This is a genomic window from Methylomonas sp. LW13, assembly GCF_016865255.1.
Lineage (GTDB): Bacteria > Pseudomonadota > Gammaproteobacteria > Methylococcales > Methylomonadaceae > Methylomonas.
Window position 1 is genome coordinate 3,672,921 of sequence record NZ_CP033381.1, and the last position, 19,625, is coordinate 3,692,545.

Annotated in this window: 17 protein-coding genes; 14 read left to right on the plus strand and 3 right to left on the minus strand. The window is 53.7% G+C overall.

Annotated features, from left to right (window positions below; translation table 11 throughout):
* Positions 1-2 precede the first annotated feature (2 nt).
* Positions 3-479, plus strand: coding sequence for a protein disulfide oxidoreductase (locus JL719_RS16520; RefSeq protein WP_225892876.1), 477 nt, complete (start codon positions 3-5; stop codon positions 477-479).
* Between the two features lie 23 nt (positions 480-502).
* On the opposite strand, the gene JL719_RS16525 is transcribed toward JL719_RS16520, so the two are convergent.
* Positions 503-892: a PilZ domain-containing protein gene (locus JL719_RS16525; protein WP_033155384.1), complete on the minus strand. Its 390-nt coding sequence runs from the start codon at positions 890-892 to the stop codon at positions 503-505.
* A 4-nt stretch (positions 893-896) separates the two neighbouring features.
* Entirely contained in the window at positions 897-1,541 is a 645-nt protein-coding gene (locus tag JL719_RS16530) for an FHA domain-containing protein (protein WP_033155385.1), read from the minus strand.
* Between the two features lie 248 nt (positions 1,542-1,789).
* Between JL719_RS16530 and pta the strand changes: the two genes are divergently transcribed.
* The 13 genes from pta (at position 1,790) to bfr (ending at position 16,325) form a co-directional block, all read left to right on the plus strand.
* Positions 1,790-3,919 carry a phosphate acetyltransferase gene (pta, locus tag JL719_RS16535; protein ID WP_051669641.1) on the plus strand — a complete coding sequence of 710 codons (2,130 nt, stop codon included), beginning with the start codon at positions 1,790-1,792 and terminating at the stop codon, positions 3,917-3,919.
* Positions 3,916-4,443, plus strand: coding sequence for a DUF2380 domain-containing protein (locus JL719_RS16540; protein ID WP_033155386.1), 528 nt, complete (start codon positions 3,916-3,918; stop codon positions 4,441-4,443). Before pta ends, JL719_RS16540 begins: the two co-directional genes overlap by 4 nt.
* A 23-nt stretch (positions 4,444-4,466) precedes the next feature.
* Complete coding sequence (locus JL719_RS16545) at positions 4,467-5,672, plus strand: acetate/propionate family kinase (protein ID WP_033155387.1); 1,206 nt, start codon at positions 4,467-4,469, stop codon at positions 5,670-5,672.
* 277 nt (positions 5,673-5,949) lie between these two features.
* Positions 5,950-7,980 (plus strand): TonB-dependent receptor, encoded by a 2,031-nt coding sequence (locus JL719_RS16550; RefSeq protein WP_033155388.1) that lies wholly within the window; start codon positions 5,950-5,952, stop codon positions 7,978-7,980.
* A gap of 80 nt (positions 7,981-8,060) precedes the next feature.
* Entirely contained in the window at positions 8,061-9,278 is a 1,218-nt protein-coding gene (gene zigA, locus JL719_RS16555) for a zinc metallochaperone GTPase ZigA (RefSeq protein ID WP_033155776.1), read from the plus strand.
* Positions 9,271-9,516, plus strand: coding sequence for a hypothetical protein (locus tag JL719_RS16560; RefSeq protein ID WP_033155389.1), 246 nt, complete (start codon positions 9,271-9,273; stop codon positions 9,514-9,516). Before zigA ends, JL719_RS16560 begins: the two co-directional genes overlap by 8 nt.
* The gene (locus tag JL719_RS16565; RefSeq protein WP_051669643.1) at positions 9,513-10,298 is read left to right on the plus strand and encodes a ZIP family metal transporter; all 786 of its coding nucleotides are present in this window, start codon (positions 9,513-9,515) and stop codon (positions 10,296-10,298) included. The genes JL719_RS16560 and JL719_RS16565 overlap by 4 nt, the downstream gene beginning before the upstream one ends.
* A 123-nt stretch (positions 10,299-10,421) precedes the next feature.
* Complete coding sequence (locus JL719_RS16570) at positions 10,422-11,024, plus strand: DUF1826 domain-containing protein (protein WP_225893117.1); 603 nt, start codon at positions 10,422-10,424, stop codon at positions 11,022-11,024.
* Between the two features lie 10 nt (positions 11,025-11,034).
* Complete coding sequence (locus JL719_RS16575) at positions 11,035-12,720, plus strand: formylmethanofuran dehydrogenase subunit A (protein ID WP_033155391.1); 1,686 nt, start codon at positions 11,035-11,037, stop codon at positions 12,718-12,720.
* Positions 12,721-12,763: 43 nt separating this feature from the next.
* Positions 12,764-13,552 (plus strand): GTP cyclohydrolase FolE2, encoded by a 789-nt coding sequence (gene folE2 / locus JL719_RS16580; protein ID WP_051669645.1) that lies wholly within the window; start codon positions 12,764-12,766, stop codon positions 13,550-13,552.
* 10 nt (positions 13,553-13,562) lie between these two features.
* Entirely contained in the window at positions 13,563-14,558 is a 996-nt protein-coding gene (locus JL719_RS16585; protein WP_033155392.1) for a CobW family GTP-binding protein, read from the plus strand.
* Between the two features lie 189 nt (positions 14,559-14,747).
* Complete coding sequence (locus tag JL719_RS16590; protein WP_033155393.1) at positions 14,748-15,722, plus strand: CobW family GTP-binding protein; 975 nt, start codon at positions 14,748-14,750, stop codon at positions 15,720-15,722.
* A gap of 132 nt (positions 15,723-15,854) precedes the next feature.
* The gene (bfr, locus tag JL719_RS16595; protein WP_033155394.1) at positions 15,855-16,325 is read left to right on the plus strand and encodes a bacterioferritin; all 471 of its coding nucleotides are present in this window, start codon (positions 15,855-15,857) and stop codon (positions 16,323-16,325) included.
* A 112-nt stretch (positions 16,326-16,437) separates the two neighbouring features.
* On the opposite strand, the gene JL719_RS16600 is transcribed toward bfr, so the two are convergent.
* Positions 16,438-19,596, minus strand: coding sequence for a response regulator (locus JL719_RS16600; RefSeq protein ID WP_033155395.1), 3,159 nt, complete (start codon positions 19,594-19,596; stop codon positions 16,438-16,440).
* Positions 19,597-19,625: the final 29 nt, after the last annotated feature.

A 19,625-nucleotide genomic window follows, 5' to 3' on the forward strand; every position in this document is an offset into this window, starting at 1 on the left:
TTTTGAAAAAATTGGGATTTTATATATTTGCGGCACTGTTTATCTTTGCGGGGCAATTTTTAGTCCATCAGGATTTGGTCAGCGGCACCCCGCCGCCCATAGTGCAAACCACGCTGACCGGCGAAAACCCTATGCCACGCATAAGTAAAGGGCCGGCTGTGTTGTATTTCTGGGCGGAATGGTGCGGGATATGCCGAAGTATGCAGGGCAGCGTCAGCAATGTATTGCGGGATTATCCGGGAGTGACTATAGCGGTGCGCTCGGGCGACGACGGCACCTTACAGAACTATCTGAACGACAAACAACTGAACTGGCCGGTTGTGAACGACAACAGCGGCAATCTCGGTCAACGCTATGGGATTAGAGGCGTGCCGGCTGTATTTTTTATTAACGCCACCGGCGAGATTGTCTTTACGACAGTAGGCTATACGTCGGAATGGGGTATGCGTTTTAGACTTTGGCTGGCAGGATTGAGCTGACTATATCGAGGTAACCATCCGGATTAATGATCGGCTTGTTCAGCCAAATCACCCAGGGCCGCCAATTCCCGCTCCAGCAACTCGCTATCGCCCAGGTTGAGTTCCACCAATCGGCGTAAGTTGGAAATGCTGTCTATGTCGATATGCACGCATTTAAAACCCACCCTGTTGGCATCGGCATGGGTTGCTGCCACTTCCATGCTGATACTGATTTCTTCGGATAAATCGAATTTCAAGTTATATAAAGTATCGGCCTGACCGGCTAAGGGCTGCTCACAATCCAACAGGCAACCGCGCAAGGACAGATCAATAATTTTGCAAGGATAGGTTTGACCCGAACCGGTTAACACAGCGCCCGTATGGTAAAAAATCCTATGAAAACGGCGTTTATCATCGCTTTTTTCAAATGTCATACGCTTAATCCAAGAAAAATTGCATTGAGGTACTATCAACGACAATCACATCGTTGCGTTGCAACTGTACGGTGCGGTCACCCAGGGGCTCGTCGTTAATCGCCAGACCCTCATGTCCTTGCAAGGCGGAAAGGAAATAGCCGTCCTTGCGTCTGGCTATCACAATAACCCCTGCACCTTCGTGGCCCAGGCGGGTCATGGCTTTCTTCAAGCGCAGAATTCGACCGATATGCATGCCGTTCAACACTTGCAAATTGGCTTCGGGAGATTTGACTGCATCTTCCAGCTTTTCATTTAAGGCTCGCACGTCCGCATCGCCAAAGTCGGCTGGCGTCGATACCAGGACTTTTTCCGAAAATTCATCGGTCGTGTTGTAGACGATATAGTGCTTGCCGATATTGATGATGTCGTTGTTTTGCAGACTCCATTCTTTGGTGTGCTGATCGTTGACCAACAGCGGAAATTTTTCGTTCAATTGCTTGAGAACGCAAGTGCCGTCTTTAATCACGGCAACGGCATGCGCGGGCGCGACGGCAAGACTATCAACCACTAGGTCATTGGTTTCATCACGACCAATATGCACTACACCAGAATCAAAAACACCTGTATGGATTGCATTGTCTTTAAAATAAACGGTAAATTTCGCCATCTCTGTTGTTCAAGTAATCCCTGCGCCCGGCTAGTAGTATAGCCATTAAAGCCAAGCTTGCAGATTAATCAATAATTATTTTGATATTACATTATTTTTTAAATCCAAACCTATGATAGCCAAAGACTATTTGCATGCGCCTAACCTCTGCGCGGTGCCCGAATAAATAAAATATACAGTCGCCAAGCGGCGCGCCATGTGGCAACATCCTCGGTTAGACTTTCCCATTAATACATAAGTCATCGATCATGAATCCGACTCAGTCCCATCCGCAAAGCGAACCCGTTATTTCGCAAGACATCTATATTGCCGGCGTCGACGAGGGTAACGGTAAATCCTTGATCATGCTGGCGATCATCGAAATGTTATCCGGCTACGCGGACAATATCGGTTTTTTTCGGCCCATTATTCAAAGCGATACCGACAAAGACGATTTGATTCAATTCATTAGCCACCGCTATCAGCTCTCCATGCCGTACGACGCCATGTATGGATGTACCAGCGCGGAAGCCAGGCAGCTCTTGGCAAACGAACAGTACGACGAACTGCTGAAAACCATTCTGGCTAAATACCGGGCCTTAAAGGCCCGTTGCGATCATGTGCTCTGCGTCGGCAGCGACTATCGACACGGCAACGCCATTTCCGAATTCGATTTCAACGCCGATGTCGCGAACAATTTGGGCTGCCTGATGATGCCGGTTATGCAGGGCGAAAACCGCAGCGACGAACAAATTTTAAACGGTTTGGCCAGCCTGAAACATTCCATGCACGAGCACGATTGCGAATCGCTGGCCACAGTCATCATCGGTGTCGCGCAAAATCAAATTGCCAGCCTACGCCACAGCTTGAATCATTCCAACGAATTTCCGGTGTACGTGGTGCCTGCCGAATCGTCCCTGGAAAAACCCACCATCGGCAACATTGCCAAGGTCATCGGCGCGAAAGTATTTTCCGGCGAAAACGCCACCATGAGCCGCGAGGTGTACCACTACAAAGTGGCGGCCATGTTGGTGCCGGACTTTCTGGACTATGTTGAAACCGGCGACTTGATCATCACGCCTGGCGATAGATCGGACATCATCATGGCCAGCCTGATGGCCTACAACTCCAGTAACTATCCGCAAATCGCCGGCTTGATATTAACCGGCCACCAACAGCCTGCCCCGCAAGTGCAAAAATTGATCGACGGTCTGGGCGGCACACCGTTTGCGGTACTCGGCGTCGATTCCGACACCTTCACCACGGCTATGCAGGTCAGCCAGGTCACCGCCCGCCTGCATTCGCAAGATGACCGGAAGATTGCCACCGCGCTGGGACTAATCGAAAGTAACATGAATATGGTGGAACTGCGGCTGCGGCTGTGCAGCAAGGTTTCGCATAAAACCACGCCGCTGATGTTCGAGTACGATTTGCTGCAGCGCGCCAAGGCCAAGAAGCAACATATCGTGCTACCGGAAGGTAATGAAGAACGGATTCTGCGGGCGGCGGAGATTTTGCTGCTACGCGATGTCGTGAAAATCACCCTGCTGGGTAACGAAGCTGAGATCCGCCAGAAAATTCAGGCGATGGCTTTGAAGATGGACAATGTCAACATCATCGACCCGATTAAATCGGATCTGCGGCCCTTATTCGCGGAAACCTATTACCAAGCCCGCAAGCATCGATGCATTGTTTACGATACTGCCTTCGACCTAATGGCCGATCCCAGCTATTTCGGCACCTTGATGATTCATCTTTCTTATGCCGACGGCATGGTCTCCGGCGCGGTGCATTCGACGCAACATACCATTCGTCCGGCCTTCGAAATCATCAAAACCAAACCGGGCGCATCCATTGTTTCCAGCGTGTTTTTCATGTGCCTGGAAGATCGCGTATTGGTCTATGGCGATTGTGCGGTGATTCCCAACCCCAACGCTGCGCAATTGGCCGACATCGCGATCAACGCCGCCGAAACGGCACGCATGTTCAACATCGAGCCGCGCGTTGCCATGCTGTCCTACTCCACCGGTGAATCCGGCAAGGGCGAAGCGGTGGACAAAGTCAGAGACGCCGTCAAAATCGCTCAAAGTCTGCGTCCGGACCTACAGCTGGAAGGCCCGATGCAATACGATGCCGCCGTGGACGCCAGCGTCGCTAAAACCAAACTACCCGACAGCCAGGTTGCCGGCCGCGCCACAGTATTGATTTTTCCTGACCTCAATACCGGCAACAACACTTATAAAGCGGTACAGCGTTCCTCCGGCGCAATCGCCGTCGGCCCCATCCTGCAAGGCTTGAACAAACCGGTCAACGACCTAAGCCGCGGCTGCACCGTGACAGACATCGTCAACACCGTCGTCATCACCGCGATTCAAGCCCAAGAAGCCGACAAAACATGATATATAAAACGCTATTAAGCAGTTTGCTGTTTTGCACACTGAGCTTTACTTCACTGGCGCAGACCCGCATCGCCATCCTGGATTTTGAATTGAGAGACCTGACACTGGCACCCGGCGTCCCCGCCGAATTGCAAAGAACCGCGTCGATCAAACCGCTGCTGGAGCAGGAATTAGCCCGCGCCGGCTATCTAATCGTAGCCATACCGCACCAGGCACAGCAAGCCGCCAATAGCGGCGTCGGCTATTTGTTCGACCATGCCGACGCCGCCGCGCAACTGGGCAAGCAATACCAAGCCGACTACATTTTGGTGGGGCGGCTACACAAACCCAGCTTTTTATTCGCTTATCTGATGGGGCGTTTGGTCAAGGTAGACAATGGTAGATTGGTCGGCGATTACATTGCCGAATCCAAAGGCCCCAACGCCAGCCTGACCATCAAAGCCGTGGAAAGCCTGACCACGAAAATCGATCATGATCTGGAGCGCCGCTACAGCCCACCGCCACCGGCAAAGCTTGCACATTAATCGCCAACTTCTTCGAGATATTCATGAAAATCCTGGTGCTCAACGCCGGCAGTTCATCGGTTAAATACAGCTTATTCGAGATGTCTGATCGCTCGGTGCTGATCGCCGGCATCATCGAACGTATCGGCGAAGATGCCGCTAGCCATAGTTATGCGCTGGCGAATAATGACCGGACACGCGACGAAATCAATTGCCGCAACCATCAACAAGCCTTGCAGTTGCTGTTCGAAACGCTGGCCGCCTGCCGCGTGTTGAACGACCGCCGCGAACTGGCCGGCATTGGTCATCGGGTGGTACATGGCGGCGAACATTTTCGTGAACCAGCCTTAGTCGATGCGAAAGTGATGCAGCGCATTGCCGAAGTGATCCCATTGGCGCCGCTGCATAACCCTGCCAATCTGTTGGGGATTGAGGAAGCCATCCGGCAAATGGGCGAGACACCGCAGGTGGCGGTATTCGACACGGCGTTTCATCTAACCCTGCCGGATTATGCCTACCGCTATGCCCTGCCCGAACATCTTTATACCGATCATGGCGTCAGACGTTACGGCTTCCACGGTACCTCGCACCGCTATGTTGCCGAGCAAGCCGCGCAGTATCTTGGCAAACCGTTGTCTGAGACCAATCTGATCACTTTACACCTGGGTAACGGTGCCAGCGTCACCGCCATCCAAAACGGTCGAAGTATCGATACATCGATGGGTATGACGCCGCTGGAAGGTTTGATGATGGGCAGCCGCTGCGGCGACATCGATCCGGCCATCCATTTTTATCTAAGCCGCACGCTGAATTTGTCCAATGAGGCCATAGAAACCTTGTTAAACAAAGAAAGCGGCTGCAAAGGCGTTTGCGGCGAAAACGATATGCGGGCGATACACCGGATGGCGGAAGCCGGCGACGATCATGCCCGGCTTGCATTAGCGATGTACGCCTATCGCATCAAAAAATACATCGGCGCTTATTTTGCGGTGCTGGGCCGGGTCGATGCCTTGGTATTTACCGGCGGCATCGGCGAGAACGACGCTTGGCTGCGCGAACACGTCTGTCTGGAAATGCAAATCTTCGGTATTGCCTTGGACCCGGAAAGAAACCAAAAACCGGTGAAACCATGCGACAACATCAGCCCAGCCAACGCCGGCGTGGCGATATTGGTGATTGCCACGAACGAGGAATTGGAAATTGCAATCCAGGCCCAGCAATGCCTGGAACAAAAGCACGCCTTAAATTAGCCGGCCGTAGGCGCAAACTACTAGGCGTTATCAACTCAGCCGGGAATAAGTATTTCATCCCGTAGCTCAAAGAAACATTTCCGTAACATTTCAACCCTATGATCTCGTAAGCGGTCCGCGTCGCCCTTCGGGATTGTTACTGTCAGTTCGTTGTTTTCACCACGCTTCAAACGCAAATCTTCAAATAGGCCGCAAAAAAAACCAATGTGATAATATTGCATTCATGTGTGTTACAATATAACATCTTTGCACATCTTTACTGACTGCTCTACTTCTCATGAAAAAAACCGCTGCCCTAATTTTAATGTTGCCATCGCCGGTTTTGTTGGCCGAAGAACTTGCGATTCAAGCACTAGACGAAATTATCGTCACGGCACCGCTGCAAGATAAAAAATCGGACAGTCCGGTACCGGTCACCGTGTTGAGCGACGACGATTTACGTATGAAGACCGGCCACAGCATCGGCGATACCTTAAAAAACGAATTGGGTATCAGCAGCCAATCTTTCGGCCCCGGCGTCGGCACCCCGGTGATACGCGGCCAGGCCGGCCCGAGGGTGAGAGTCTTGAGCAACGGCATCGGCAGCAATGATGTCTCGGCGATCAGCCCAGACCACGCCACCAGCGTCGAACCGCTGCTGGCGGAGCGCATCGAAGTCCTGCGCGGCCCGGCCACCCTACTCTACGGCAGCGGCGCGATGGGCGGCGTGGTTAACGTCATCGATAACCGCATCCCAGGCCGCCAGTTCGACAAGCTGGTAGGTGCGGCGCTCGAACAACGCTTCGATTCCACTTCCGATGAAACCAGCACCACGATGAAAGTCGAGGGCGGCAAGGACAACATCGCTTACCACCTGGACGGTTTTTACCGCCACCGCAACAATCTGGACATTGGCGGCAGCGGCATAGACACCGCTAAAGTGGCCATCACCGATCCCAGCTTGGCGATTGTCGACAACCCCAAAGGCTATCTAAACAACACCGGCGCCGAAGCCATCAGTGGCTCGGCCGGTTTATCTTGGATCGGCGCGCCCGGCTTTGCCGGCGTATCCATCAATAATATAAATAACAACTACGCCATCGCTCCGGACGGCACCGGCGACGAAACCGTCAGCATCGCGATGCGGCAAACCAAATACGATTTTAAGAGCGAACTGAACAATCCGTTCCGTTTCGCGAAAAGTCTACGCACCCGGCTGGGTTACACCGATTACCAACACACCGAAATTGCCAACGGCGAGCCCGGCGCTTATTACACCAACCAGTCTTACGAAGGCCGCATGGAAATGGCTCACCAGGACCTGGGACCGTTGCGCGGCGTGGTGGGTTTTCAAGCCCAAACCAGCGACTTTAATGCGATCGAAAAACTCACCGGCGAAAGCATCGTCCCGCGTTCGGACATCAGCAGTTACGGTGTGTTCGCCGTGGAATCGTTCGATATTGGCGCGGTGACCTATCAACTCGGCACGCGCGTCGAACAAACCGATATTCGCCCGGACGGTTTCGCCAATCTCAGCTACACGCCCGTCAGCGCGTCGGCTTCGGCCGTTTGGAAACTGGATAATCGCAACAGCCTGAACCTGGCGGTGACTCGTTCCTCGCGCGCGCCGCAGGTCCAAGAATTGCTGTCTGACGGCTATCACGACGCCACCCGCAGTTACGACAGAGGCGACCTGGGTTTAAGAGAAGAAACGGCCTACAACCTGGATCTGGGTTACCGCTTCAAAACCGACTGGTTACGCGCCGAATTTGACTTATTCCACAACTGGGCCAGCGATTATATTTTCCAGCAACGCAGTGGTGAATTCGTCGATCAAGACGGCAATCCCTGCGTGGCGGATTGCGTGCCTTTGGTTACCAGCGGACAACACGACGCCATCTTCAAAGGTTATGAAGCCAAACTGATCATGCCTATGATGGAGAACCAGGTCGGCTTATTGGAAATGACTTTATTCAGCGACTACACCCGCGGCGAATTTCTAAACGGCAGTGACGTACCACGTATGCCGCCCTTGCGCTACGGCCTGCAACTGGATTTCAACCGGGACAAATTATCCACCTATCTGCGCTTTACCCGAGCCGAATCTCAGCCCCATGCCGGCGATTTCGAAACCTCCACCGCGGGCTATTTCTTGCTGAATGTCGGCGCCAACTATCAGATCCAGGCCTATAAAGACGCCAAACTGATGGTGTTCGCCAAAGGTAACAACTTGCTGGATCAAAACATCCGCAACTCGACATCTTACTTGCGAAACTTTGCGCCGGAAGCCGGACGCGGCGCGGAAGTAGGCTTTAGAGTCAGTTATTAGAACGCTGAAACCGGCGCTGTTTTTTTCGACAGCGCCTTTTTTTGGCCAAGCAAACGCTACAATATATCATCCAAAACACCATGACCCTCGCATCCGCACCAGCCAAACAACTCCCTGTCACCGTACTGTCCGGCTTCCTGGGTGCGGGTAAAACCACCTTGTTGAACCACATCCTCAACAACCGGGAGAATTTAAGAGTGGCCGTAATTGTCAACGACATGAGCGAGGTGAATATCGATGCGGCAACGGTCAAAAACCAAGTACAACTGAATCGTGGCCAGGAAAAACTGGTCGAAATGAGCAACGGGTGCATTTGCTGCACGCTACGCGAGGACTTGCTGATCGAGGTCGGCAACTTGGCCAAGGATGGCCGCTTTGATTACTTGGTAATCGAATCCACCGGCATTGCCGAGCCTTTGCCGATTGCGGAAACCTTCACGTTTCGCGACGAACAGGGATTGAGTTTATCGGACATTGCCCGCCTGGATACGTTGGTGACCGTGGTGGACGCGGTCAACTTTATGCGCAATTACCTGGAAGCCTTGAGTTTAAAAGAAACCGGCGAATCACTCGGCGAAGACGACGCACGTAACGTCGCCGATTTGCTGGTCGATCAAATTGAATTTGCCAATGTCATTCTGATTTCCAAAATAGATCTGATCGCCAGCGACGAGCTTATCAACCTAAAAGCGGTGTTACACAGCCTCAACCCCAATGCGGAAATCCTCCCTATCGTGATGGGTCAGGTCGATTTACACAAAGTGCTCGACACTGGCCTGTTCGATTTCGAAAAAGCCGAGCAAGCCCCAGGCTGGTTAAAAGAATTGCGTGGCGAACATAAACCGGAGACAGAGGAATACGGCATAAGCAGCTTCGTTTACAGCGCCCGGCGCCCCTTTCATCCGCAGCGTTTCTATGATCATCTGCACCACGGCGATTGGGATAACGGCACCTTGTTGCGTTCCAAAGGTTTTTTTTGGTTGGCATCGCGCCCTGATCACGCCGGCAGCTGGTCACAAGCGGGCGGCGTGATGCACCATGGTTTGGCGGGTCGCTGGTGGGCGACAGTACCGCGCCAGGAATGGCCGCAAGACTATCTGCTGGACATCCAGTCACAATGGGCCGAACCCTACGGCGACTGCCGCCAAGAACTGGTGTTTATCGGTCAAAACCTCAATGCCGACCAAGTGCGCCGCGAATTGGACGAGTGCCTGTTAACCGACGCCGAACTGGCAGCCGGCCCGGCAGTTTGGCGGCACTATCAAGATGAATTTCCGCAGTGGTTTGCCGATGGCTAGCATCGACAGCTATCTGCATATCATCGGCATTGCATTGTTGCTTATTCTGGCCATTGTCTTGCCCTTGATTGACAGACCGCCCACCAAACGTGTGCTGTCAAAACTGTTTTTGACTGTGTTGGGGTTCATGCTGGCGCATTTTGCTACCCATGCCCTGCCGAACAAATTAGCCGGATTTATTTACAGTTCTCAGCACGAATACCACTCGCTCAAAGCCAAAACACCCCATCGCACATGACTATCGCTATCAGCACTATGGCCGGCGCCATCGCGGCCTGTCTCGCCGTCAGCCTTTGCTCGTTGTCCAGCTTATTTGCATTGTGGTTGAAACCCGACACCTTGCATCGGGTAGTACCGTATCTAGTCGCGCTGGCAGTCGGCGTACTCCTGGGCGATGCTTTTATTCATTTGATCCCCGATGCCATAGACCGCCACGGCAGTGTCAGCGATGTCTGCCTGACGGTATTAGTGGGTGTATTCGGTTTCTTTGTATTGGAAAAATTGGTGCGCTGGCGGCACGACCATAATGTCGACAGCACGCCAACCGGTGGTGAGGTCATGCCATTGGCTAAAATGAATCTGATCGGCGATGCCATGCACAACTTCGTCGACGGCATCTTGATTGCCGGCAGCTTTCTGGCCGATCCGGCACTGGGACTGACCACCACCTTGGCCATTATCGCCCACGAAGTCCCGCAGGAACTCGGGGATGTTGGCGCCCTGCTGCGCGGCGGCTATGCACCCAAGCAAGCCGTACTCTACAACTTTTATTGCTCGCTGACCGTTTTGCCGGGAGCGATTTTTACCTTGTTACTCAGCCAGTTAGCCGAATCTTCCTTGTCGCTGCTGTTACCCATCGCTGCCGGCGGCTTTATTTATATCGCCGCCTCCGATCTGATTCCGGTATTACACGAACCATGCAGTTTTTCCAGCCTGAGCGGACAAACCGCCGCGTTTGGTTTCGGCATCGTGTTTATGCAATTCATCGTATTTTTCGAACAGTTCCTGATCGCTAGTTAAGGAGTTTTTGTGTTTGCTCGCATACCCTTTCGTCAATCATCCCCGTCGCCGTTAACCGGCCCCACATCCTTCCAGCCCGTTTCGTATCGGCCATCGACCCGCACCGTCGTCTCCACAAACTTTGTGGATTTGACGCGCATCTACGAGGACGAGGTGAACTTTTGCTTAATAGAACGACCATTGCCGGCCACCATTGAAGGCTTTATCTATCAAGCCCTGAAGCTATTCGGCCCCTTGGAACTCAGTCAGCCCGTCAATCCATCCGAATTCAACTATACAAACCTGTGGCCCCAAGCCAGCCAACTCGATGGCTATGACACATGGCAGGCAGACATCGAACTATTGACGACGGCGTTCTGCGAACTATTCGAACTCAAGCAAGCCGGCTTGCGCCTAAGGACCTTGAAAACCGCCATGTGTCCGCGCTTTCACGTGGATAGAGTGCCCGCGCGGATGATTTGTAGTTACGGCGGCATCGGCACCGAATGGCTACCGGAATATGCGCTGGATCGACGAAAACTGGGCATGGGCAGTGGCGGCCAGGATGACGCGCAGTCCGGTTTGATCGCCGACCAAACGGCGATTCGGCGGATGCCCGCCTATGCCGTGGGTCTGATGAAAGGCGAAGCCTGGGAAGGTAACGAAGGCGAGGGTTTTGTGCACCGCTCCCCTACGCCAACGGCGGTGCAGCCGAGGCGCTTGGTACTGACGCTGGATATGCTGTGAGGGCGCGGCATTGCTGATCAAATTAGCAGGCGGACACCTCTACGATCCCGCACAAAACCGGCAAGGTGAATCGCACGATCTATTTATCCGTGATGGCGTAATCACAGCCGACCCGGGCCCCGACGCCAAGTTCGATCAGATATACGACGTATCCGGCCAGATTGTCATGGCCGGCGCGGTGGATATTCACAGCCATATTGCCGGCGGCAACGTCAACACCGCACGCCTGTTGTTGCCTGAACAACACCGTAATCACATGGAACGGCGCCTGCTTCATCCCTTCAGCACGGCGAAATGGTCGACCACCGACACCGGCTACCGCTACGCGCGCATGGGCTACACCACGGTGGTCGAACCGGCCATGTTACCGGTCAATGCCTTGGACGTGCATTTGCAGATGGCCGATATACCCATCCTGGATACGGCCGCGCTAGCCATTCTGGGTAACGACGACTTGTTGTTGCGACTGATACGAGCCAAAGCCAGCCAAAACCAAATCAACGACTACGTAGCCTGGACTTTACACGCTACCCGCGCGCTGGGCTTGAAAGTCATCAACGCCGGTGGTGCCAACGCCTTTAAAAGCAATGCCCGCCAATTCGCTTTGGATGACATTGTCCCCGACTACGGCGTCAGCTCCCGGCAAATTCTGCAAACCTTGCAAACTGCCGTATGCCAACTAGGCGTGCCACACCCGGTACATGTGCATTGCAACAACTTGGGTATTCCAGGAAATATCGAAACCATCATAGACACCATGGCAGCCGCGCAAGGACTGCCTATGCATCTAGCCCACGTCCAGTTCTACGCCTATGGCAAGGACGGCAGCAAGGGCTTTTCCTCTGCAGCCGCGCAACTTCTGGAAGCGTTCAACCGCCATCCGAATATCACCATGGATGTCGGCCAGGTGCTGTTCGGCCAGACCGTGACCATTTCCGGCGATGTCATCGCTCAATACAGCCGCCACGCGGATGCCAGCCCCAATAAATGGGTAATGTGGGACGCCGAGTGTGAAGGTTCCGGCGGCGTGGTGCCTTACCGATACCGGGAAGCCAGTTTCGTCAACACCTTACAATGGGCCATCGGCTTGGAGCTTTTTTTGCTTGCAGAAGCCCCGGAGCGTTTATTCTTTACCACCGACCATCCGAACGGCGCACCGTTTACTGCCTACCCCGAATTGATCCGACTGTTGATGGACGCCGATTACCGCCAGGCCTATATGGCAGGCTTAAATCAAGAAGCGCTGGCGATGACCTTGTTGCCCAACCTCAAGCGCGAATTTACCTTAAACGAAATTGCCAGCATGACCCGCAGTGCTGCCGCAAAGTTATTGGGCTTGCATGATCGCGGTCATCTGGCGCCTGGGGCAATAGCCGACATTGCCGTCTACGACCCGGCGGGTATTGGCAGGTGCGATCCGATCACCGGTGCATTTACTACCCATCCCCAAGCAAATATCGCTGCCATGTTCGCCAATGCTGCTCTAATGTTTAAACACGGTGAACTAGTGGTGCAAAACGGCGTGGTCGTGGCGCGGCCAAGCGGCCGAGCTCAAATGCTGCAACCCAATTACGATGCCCGCATCACGCGGACGGTGCAAGATCATTTCAACCGGTTCTACAGTTTGAAACTTAACAATTTCGCCATCAACGATGCCGACTTCGCAGAACGCCCCCGGTTTAGGGTGCACCGCTGATAAGCGGACGAACACAAAAATCCTGAATAATTCAGTTAAACTCATGCTCCCTATCGAAGACATTCAAGGCCGCCCTGACACACGGCGCATTGCCATCGACAAAGTCGGCATCAAAGACATTCTGCACCCGATCCGGGTCAAAGAGAAAAGTGGCGGCGAACAGCGCACCGTTGCGCACTTTGCGATGTACGTCAATTTGCCGCACGACTTCAAAGGCACCCATATGTCCCGTTTTGTGGAAATCTTGAACGATCACGACCGGGAAATCAGCATTGCCTCATTTCCGGCGATGCTGCAGGACATGCTCGCCAAATTGGAGGCCGAATCCGGGTATATCGAGATGCGTTTTCCCTACTTCATCGATAAAGCAGCGCCGGTCAGTGGCGTCCGCAGCTTAATGGACTATCAAGTCAGTTTTATTGGCGAAATCGATAACGCCGGCTGTCGCATCAAAGTGAAGGTGATTGTGCCGGTCACCAGTCTGTGCCCGTGCTCCAAGGAAATTTCCGAACGCGGCGCGCATAATCAACGCTCCCACGTCAGCGTGACGGTGGAGGCCCAGGCCTTTATCTGGCTGGAAGAACTCATCACCTTGGTCGAAGCGGAAGCCTCCTCGCAAATCTATGGCCTGTTGAAGCGCCCGGACGAAAAATACGTCACCGAATACGCCTACGACCACCCCAAATTTGTCGAAGACATGGTGCGCGATGTAGCCGCCCGCTTGAACGCAGAGCCACGGATCATCAGTTACAGCGTCGAATCGGAAAACTTCGAGTCTATCCATAATCACTCAGCTTATGCACTGATACAGCGTGTCAATTCCCCATCCTGACGGAGGCCCTATGAACGCCAACCTCAAAACTAACAGCGCCGTGCCCGTGACCATTCTCACCGGCTTTCTCGGCGCCGGCAAAACCACTTTGTTGAACCGGATTCTCAGTGAAGACCACGGCAAACGGATTGCGGTGATCGAAAACGAATTCGGCGAAGCCGGTATCGACAACGAACTTTTAGTGCAAGCCGACGAACAAATCGTCACCATGAATAACGGCTGTATTTGTTGCACCGTGCGCGGCGACTTGGTGCGTATTCTCGGCGAACTCAGCGACGGCCGCGAATCCGGAGAACTCCAATTTGAACGAGTCATCATCGAAACCACCGGTTTGGCCGACCCGGCTCCGGTTGCCCAAACCTTTTTCGTCGACGAAAACATTGCCGAAAACTACCAGCTGGACGCCATCATCACCGTCGTCGATGCCGTGCACGCCCACCACCAGCTAGCCGAACACCACGAAGCGCAAGAGCAAGTCGGCTTTGCTGATCGGATTCTCCTATCGAAAACCGACCTCCAGGAGCCGGAAATTGTTCTGGATCTGGAAACCCGCCTCCGAGCTATGAACCCCAGAGCGCCAATCAAACACGTGCATTTCGGCCAAACTGAACTCGGCGATATTCTGGATATCGACGGCTTTAATCTGGATGACATTTTGAAAATCGAACCGGATTTTCTGGAAGACATCAGCCATGAGCACGAGGACGACATCCGTGCCTTGGTCTACCAAACCGACCGGCCTCTGGATGCCGCGCGGATTCTGGCATTCCTGAACATCATGATCCGCGACTACGGCAACGACTTGCTCCGCTACAAGGGCATTCTTAACATCGCCGGCTGCGAACAAAAAGTGATTTATCAAGGTGTGCATATGCTGATGACCGAGACTTTCGGCAACCCTTGGCAAGCCGATGAAGCACGGGAATCGAGTATGGTGTTTATCGGTCGCAACTTACCCAAGGAGGATATGCTGGAGGCCTTGGCTTCTTGCCGGGTAGGCGTTTAAACAAAGTCGCTGAATGGGTTATTGGTCACTGGGCAGCAGGCCAGTCACCAGTTGTCGTTGACGTTCCGGTTCAAAAAACAGGCATAATTCGCCTTTACAGATAACCGGTCCGAATAGGTAAATTAAATTTGTATTCGCTTGGACCTCGTAATCACAGCTTTTCATGAAGAAAGCGGCGACCACTTGAAAATGCCCGATCCAGACAAAATCCCTGTTTTTGTGCTCACCGGCTTCCTCGGCAGCGGCAAAACCACCTTGTTGAATCGATTTTTGGCTGACGGGGTAAAGACCGCCGTGGTGATAAACGAGTTCGGCGAAATACCGGTCGATCAGGATTTGTTGGCAAACCAAAATCTGCCGCTGACCGTGCTGTCCGGCGGGTGTCTGTGCTGCAAGGTCAAAGGTGCGCTGGCGCCCACGTTAAAAAACCTGTGGATGGCTTGGGAACAAGCGACAAGCAAGCCCTTCGCACGCATGATTATCGAAGCCAGCGGCATCGCCAGCCCGGAACCGATTTTGGATACTCTGTTGCGCGAGCGCTGGCTGGCTGGCCGTTATCATTTGCAAAACGTCATCACTACCTTGGCTATACCCTCTGCTGCGGCACAGCTGGACAGTTTTGCCGAAGCGCGGGCGCAGGTGGCTTGGGCCGATACCTTATTGCTGACCCATGCCGACGTAAGCAATGCCGACCAGCAAGCCGCGTTGGCAACCCGCTTGCAAGTTCTAGCGCCGGCCACGCCCAGACTGACGGCAGAAGACTTTCATGCACTTAGCCTGCTGACTAAAGCAGGCCCAAGCTTGCGCCGCTTGCCTCCTGCCGGCCCGTTACCGGTACATAACTTTCGCAGTATCTCGCTGCACCTGGAACAAATTCTGCCTTGGCAGCACCTGCAAACCCTCCTCCAAGAGCTGCTTAACCGCCACCCACAAGACTTATTGCGCATCAAAGGCGTGGTTTATCTTGCCGAACAAACCGAACCGATGGTGATTCAGGCAGCCGGCACTCGACTGTACCCACCTACCCCATTAACCGCCAGAACAAGCGACGATGGCCGCAGCCGGCTGGTATTCATCGTTAATGGCGAGCCAACGGCACTTGCTACCGATCTAAACAAGGCTTTTGTTCCGCTGCTTAGCAGGAACGCTATCAAGCTGCATTGATTTATTAAGCCGAACGGTATTTAAGGACCGGGGTGACAATGGCCCAGCGGGAATCCACGCAAACCCAGTATCCGGCGGCATTTTGTATTACCATAGCAAAGGGCATTAGCAAATTTATCCGGGAGGCGGCATATGCAAGGCGACAAACAAGTCATAGCTCACTTAAACGAATTGCTGGCAGGCGAACTGACCGCAATAGACCAGTATTTTATTCATTCCAGGATGTATGAAAACTGGGGCTTCAGCAAATTATACGAACGCATCAATCACGAGGTTCAAGACGAAACCAACCATGCGGATGCCTTGATCAAGCGAATTTTGTTTCTGGAAGGCACGCCGGATTTATCCAAACGCGAACCGCTGGCGGTCGGCACCAACGTGCCGGAGATGTTGAAAAACGATCTGGCGGTGGAATACAAAGTGGTTGCGGATTTGCGCAAAGTCATCGCCTATTGCGAAACCGTGCGCGATTACCAAACCCGAGAAATTCTGGAAGTGATGCTGGACGACACCGAGGAAGATCATGCACACTGGCTGGAAAAACAATTGAGCTTGATCGACATGATTGGTTTGCCAAATTATCTGCAATCGCAAATGTCCTGACTCGGCACTTTGCACAGCAATAGCCGCGCTCGCTTTTAGTGACTGCGGCTTTTTTATGCCAGCCGCTACCGATTGACAGCCATAGTTTTAAAACCTCACTCAGCTTACAGCCTTATAAATCCGCAGCTTGTAAAAGCAATAAAGCGGCTTGATAGTCGAACGCTTCGATTTGCCTGGCAAAATCCGGATATGTAGCCCCCAATTTTGACCGCAGCAACACGGCGTATTCCCGCGCCAAACGGCTGGCTTGCGCATCGCCAATTGCCAAAAGACTTGCCAGTGCAGCTACGACTTGGCGCATATTTTCCGCATCGATAATTTCCTCATCTGCGTCGCTGCTTGCCGGTTGGGAAGGTAAATCCAGAATAGCGCGAACCAAATGCGTCAATTCGCTATCGCACAACGCCGCCAACTCCATGCAGACCGCCAAATCGCTGTTCTCGGCTATCGCCCGGTCCAATTTAGCCGCCAAATCGGCAACCTGTTTGGCACCCAGCGTGCCGGCAACGCCTTTTAAGCAGTGACTGATGCGTTTTGCTTCGGCGGATTTGCCATCAACCAAGTAGGCCTGAACTTGTTTCAAGTCTTCATTGTGGGCATCGGCAAACATACTCAACAATCGTTGATATTTATCCACGTCGCCCTTCACTACAGCCAGGCCTTGCTTGGTATCCAGGCCGCTGATGGCCAGCAAAGCCGGCGGCAGCGTATCGTCCGATGCCCCCGTTTTTGCCGAAAAGCGCCCTGCCTCCGCTTTATCGGGCCTCAGGGGACGCGGATCAGAACGCGGTGCCAACCAGCGCAACAAAGCTGCGTAAAGATCTTCCGGAATCACCGGTTTAGCGACAAAATCGTTCATACCCGCAGCGAGCGAAACATGCCGGTCTTCCTCAAATGCGGCGGCGGTCATGGCCAAAATCGGCAAGCCGGCAAAACTCGGCTGCGCACGTATCGCCCGCGTCGCCTCCAGACCGTCCATTTCCGGCATCTGTACATCCATCAACACCAGATCGTAGGCGTTCTCGCCGATTTTTTCGAGGGCGATTCGCCCGTTCTCGGCGGTATCCACTGCCAAACCCACGCCATGCAACAACTCCAGCGCCACTTCCCGATTGATCGGATTATCTTCCACTAAAAGCAAACGCGCGCCAGCGTAATCTCGGCGTAACGCCATTTCCGCGTCGACGGGCTTTTCACTGGGGTGTAAAGGCATGACGCCGTGCCCGCGTTGAACCAGGGCGGTAAACCAAAAGCAACTGCCTTCACCCAATACGCTATCGACGCCGGCATCGCCGCCCATCATATTCGCCAGGCGGCGGGTAATCGCCAATCCCAAGCCTGTCCCGCCATATTTGCGGGTGGTCGACACATCGGCCTGAGTGAAAGCCTGAAATAAACCGGCTTGTTGCTCCGCTTCTATACCGATTCCGGAATCGTTCACCTCGAAGCGCAGCAGCAAGCCCGCGGCGGTTTCCTCCTGCACCATCGCCCGCAACCGGATCGAACCGCGTTCGGTAAACTTCACTGCATTGGTGGCATAGTTGAGCATCGCTTGGCGCAGACGCATCGGATCCCCGCGCAGCCATTGCGGAACGCCCTGCCCATCCACCTCTATGCTCAAGGCCTTGGCCCGCGCCTGATCGGCGATAATGGAACGAATGTGGTCCAATACCGCCGCCAGGGAAAAATCGGTTTGCTCCAGCTCCAGCCGGCCGGCTTCGATCTTCGATAAATCCAGCACGTCGTTAATAATCGACAATAGATGTTGGGCGGCGCCATCGATTTTGTCCAAACGCTCGCTTTGTTCCGGATTGGGACTGCTTTGCCGCAGCAAATAAGTCAAGCCGATGATGGCATTCATGGGGGTACGAATCTCGTGACTCATATTGGCCAAAAAGGCGCTCTTGGCTTGATTGGCGGCATCGGCCAACAGTTTCGCCGCTTCCAGTTCAGCCGTGCGGCTGGCCACTAAATCTTCCAGGTGGTGCCGATACTGATCCAGCTCGAGCGCCACACGTTTCTTCTCGGTGATGTCTTCCTGTACCGCAACAAAATGGGTTACGCTGCCGTCGGCCTGACGGATTGGCACGATGATGGCAAATTCCACATACTCGCTACCGTCCTTGCGTTTATTGATAAATTCGCCTTTCCAGGTCTGACCACAGCCCAGTGCGGTCCACAACGCCCGATAATTTTCCGGCGGGGTTTTTTTCGATTGCAATATGCGCGGATTACGGCCGATGACCTCGTCGCGCCGGTAGCCGCTCACCTGCAAAAACGCCTCGTTAACGTATTCGATATCGCCGTTCAGGTTGGTGATGATAATACTGGCCGGGCTTTGTTCCACCGCCTGCGCCAACTTACGCAGTTGCTGTTCGGTTTGTTTGCGCTCGCTAATATCCAGATTGACCCCAAACAGCATGATCGGTTTACCCGCGGCGTCATATTGCGCACGGCCCTTGCTGCTCAGCCATCGCGTTTCGCCGGATGGCAAAATATAGCGAAACTCCACCTCGAACGCCTCGCCACGCAAAATGCGGCTTTCCCACTGCGCATCAATCAAATGCTGATCGTCCGGATGCACTCTTGCGCGCCAGTCAGCGTTGAACCGCACACTGCCGGGTTCCAAGCCATATAGCCGCTCGCATTCCGGCGACCAATAACCGCGATCATTGACAATATCCCAATCCCAAATCCCGACATGCGCCCCCTCCTGCGCCAGCATTAAACGCCGTTCGCTCGCGCGCAAGGCTTCCGCGGCAGCTTCCGCGCGCTGGCGGGCTGCGATGGCATCTTCCATCAAATTTAAGGCCGCCAGTTGCGCCTGATGCTGCTCTAACAGGGCTTGCTCCTGGCTTTGCCGCAAGGCCTGCTCCGCTTCACGTCTTAACCGGCGTTGATCGCGTTCCTCGACAGCCCGGCGTATGGAGGGCACCAAGCGGACCGGATTGTCCTTGTACACGAAATCGACCATCCCCAGCCGTAACAACTCCATCGCGACTTCTTCGCCGACGCTGGCGGAGACCAGAATAACCGGCAAATCTTTACTGTGCGTTTGAATGAATTGCAAGGTATCGCGAATATCTATTCCCGGTACCGCGTAATCCGACAGCACCAAATCCCAGTCGTCTTGCAAAGCCATCGCCAGCGCCGCGCGGCTATCTATCCGCCGGCATGCCACGCTTAGGCCGTTCTGCTGCAAGTGGTGCACCAGGGCCAGATAATCAGCCTGTAATTCTTCGATAATCAGTAATTTCAATTCAGGATTCATAGACCCATCACGATCATCATGGCGGCTAA